The sequence below is a fragment of the Gemmatimonadota bacterium genome (assembly GCA_039715185.1).
In the GTDB taxonomy this organism is placed as follows: Bacteria; Gemmatimonadota; Gemmatimonadetes; order Longimicrobiales; family RSA9; genus DATHRK01.
Window position 1 is genome coordinate 1 of the sequence record JBDLIA010000201.1, and the last position, 1,742, is coordinate 1,742.

Consider the following 1,742-nt stretch of genomic DNA (forward strand, 5'->3'; position numbering starts at 1 on the left):
ACCGCTGATGGAGAAGTACGGAGTCACCGCCGTGGTGGACCAGTACCACTCCGGGCTCGAGCACACCTTCCTCTGGGTCGTCGAGACCACCGAGCCCCATAAGCTGGAGGAGTTCGCCATCGAGCTCGGCGTCGCTCGCTGGAACGACCTGAAGTTCGTACCCGAGCGCACCTTCGGAGACGTCATCAGGGACGTTCGTGCGATACACGGACTCGAGAACTGGCGCCCGAGCGGCGGAAGCTGAGACACGTAGGGCCGTGGAACCACGGGCGAGACTGTTCAGCAGCCGATCGGCCGAGTTAGGGTAGGTCTGTGAGTTCTCCAGACCTACCCTGCGGCGCCGAGCGCATCCTGGCCGAGTTCGGTCGGATCGACATCTACGTCTTCGACCAGCTCATGCGCGGCCGCATCACCCCGGAGATGCGGGTGCTCGACGCGGGCTGCGGTGGGGGCCGCAACTCGGTCTACCTGATGCGGTGCGGCGCGGAGGTCTTCGGCGTGGACACCGACCCTGCCGAGATCGACCGGATCCGCGGCGTCGCATCGGAGGCGGCACCCGGTCTTCCCGCCACGAACTTCCGCGTCGGTCGGCTCACGGATCTCCCTTTTGCCGACCACTATTTCAACGCGGTGATCTGTAGCGCCGTCCTCCACTTCGCCGAGGACTCCGCTGAGTTCGAGGCCATGGTCGCCGAGATGTGGCGCGTCCTCGATCACGGTGGGGTCTTCTTCTCGCGTCTCGCCTCGACGATCGGAATCGAGGAAAGGGTCGAACACCTGCGAGATAGATGGCACCATCTGCCCGATGGCAGCGACCGCTTCCTGGTGGACGAAGACTATTTGCTGCGCATGACTTCGGACCTCGGGGGCGAGCTGCTCGATCCTCTGAAGACGACCGTCGTGCAGAACATGCGATCCATGACGACCTGGGTGCTGAGAAAGAGTTGAAGGTCAGCGATGGCCCGCGCCGTTGAGCGAGGCGAAGAGTCCCCCTAGATACAGCAGCAAGCCCGCCGCGAGAACTGCGACCGCAGGACTCGCGGGCGGCATCTCGATGATGCCCTGCATGCCGCCGCTGATCCGTAGCGAGGTGAGCTGGAAGGTGGCCTCTCCCACGAACAGCCTGTATGCCTGGGCGCCGAGGCCGGCGGTCACGCCCGCGAGCGCCGCCGCCCACGCCAACCGCTCGCGGCCGGCCTTCGTGACGGCAACCCGCGGCGGCTCGCCGGCGCCCACCGTACGCTCCTTCTCCAGACGCGCGATGCGAGCCATGACGCCCGCCGACAACCCTGCCGGCGACTCCGGCTCGGGCAGACGCGTCAGATCGGATTCGAGCGAGTTCATGTTCGGTCCTCACGGTGTCCCGGGGAGTCCGCGCCGACGCCGATGGCGGCGCGGAGCTTCCGGCGTGCACGAAACAGGAGCGTCTTCACCGTGCCTCTCGTCACGCCGAGCGCGTGAGCGACATCGCCCGCCTTCATTCCCTGGCGGTAGTACAGCGTGACCGCCGTGCGCTCTCCTGACGGGAGCGCAGCGACCGATCGCCACAGGCTGCGGTCGCGTTCGTCGGCGATGAGATCGTCCAGCGGATCTACGGTTGAGGCAGGTTCACGTTCCGGGTCGATCGGTGCGCCTTCACGCAAGCTCGCGCGGCTGTGGCGCCTCAGCCAGTTCTGGGCCAGTCGCACCGCTATGGTGGCGAGCCACGGATAGAACGGCCGTTTCTCGTCGTAGAGGTCGAG

Annotated in this window: 4 protein-coding genes; 2 read left to right on the plus strand and 2 right to left on the minus strand. The window is 66.4% G+C overall.

Features of this window, described 5'->3' with window-relative positions:
- Together ABFS34_16695 and ABFS34_16700 are read left to right on the plus strand one after the other, a co-directional pair.
- Nucleotides 1–244: hypothetical protein (locus tag ABFS34_16695; GenBank protein ID MEN8377064.1), on the plus strand; the 244-nt coding region annotated here is incomplete at its 5' end.
- Nucleotides 245–312: 68 nt separating this feature from the next.
- Entirely contained in the window at nucleotides 313–948 is a 636-nt protein-coding gene (locus ABFS34_16700) for a class I SAM-dependent methyltransferase (GenBank protein ID MEN8377065.1), read from the plus strand.
- Nucleotides 949–951: 3 nt separating this feature from the next.
- On the opposite strand, the gene ABFS34_16705 is transcribed toward ABFS34_16700, so the two are convergent.
- Both ABFS34_16705 and ABFS34_16710 read right to left on the minus strand, forming a co-directional pair.
- The gene (locus ABFS34_16705; protein MEN8377066.1) at nucleotides 952–1,344 is read right to left on the minus strand and encodes a hypothetical protein; all 393 of its coding nucleotides are present in this window, start codon (nucleotides 1,342–1,344) and stop codon (nucleotides 952–954) included.
- Nucleotides 1,341–1,742: sigma-70 family RNA polymerase sigma factor (locus tag ABFS34_16710; GenBank protein ID MEN8377067.1), on the minus strand; the 402-nt coding region annotated here is incomplete at its 5' end. The genes ABFS34_16705 and ABFS34_16710, both read right to left, overlap by 4 nt.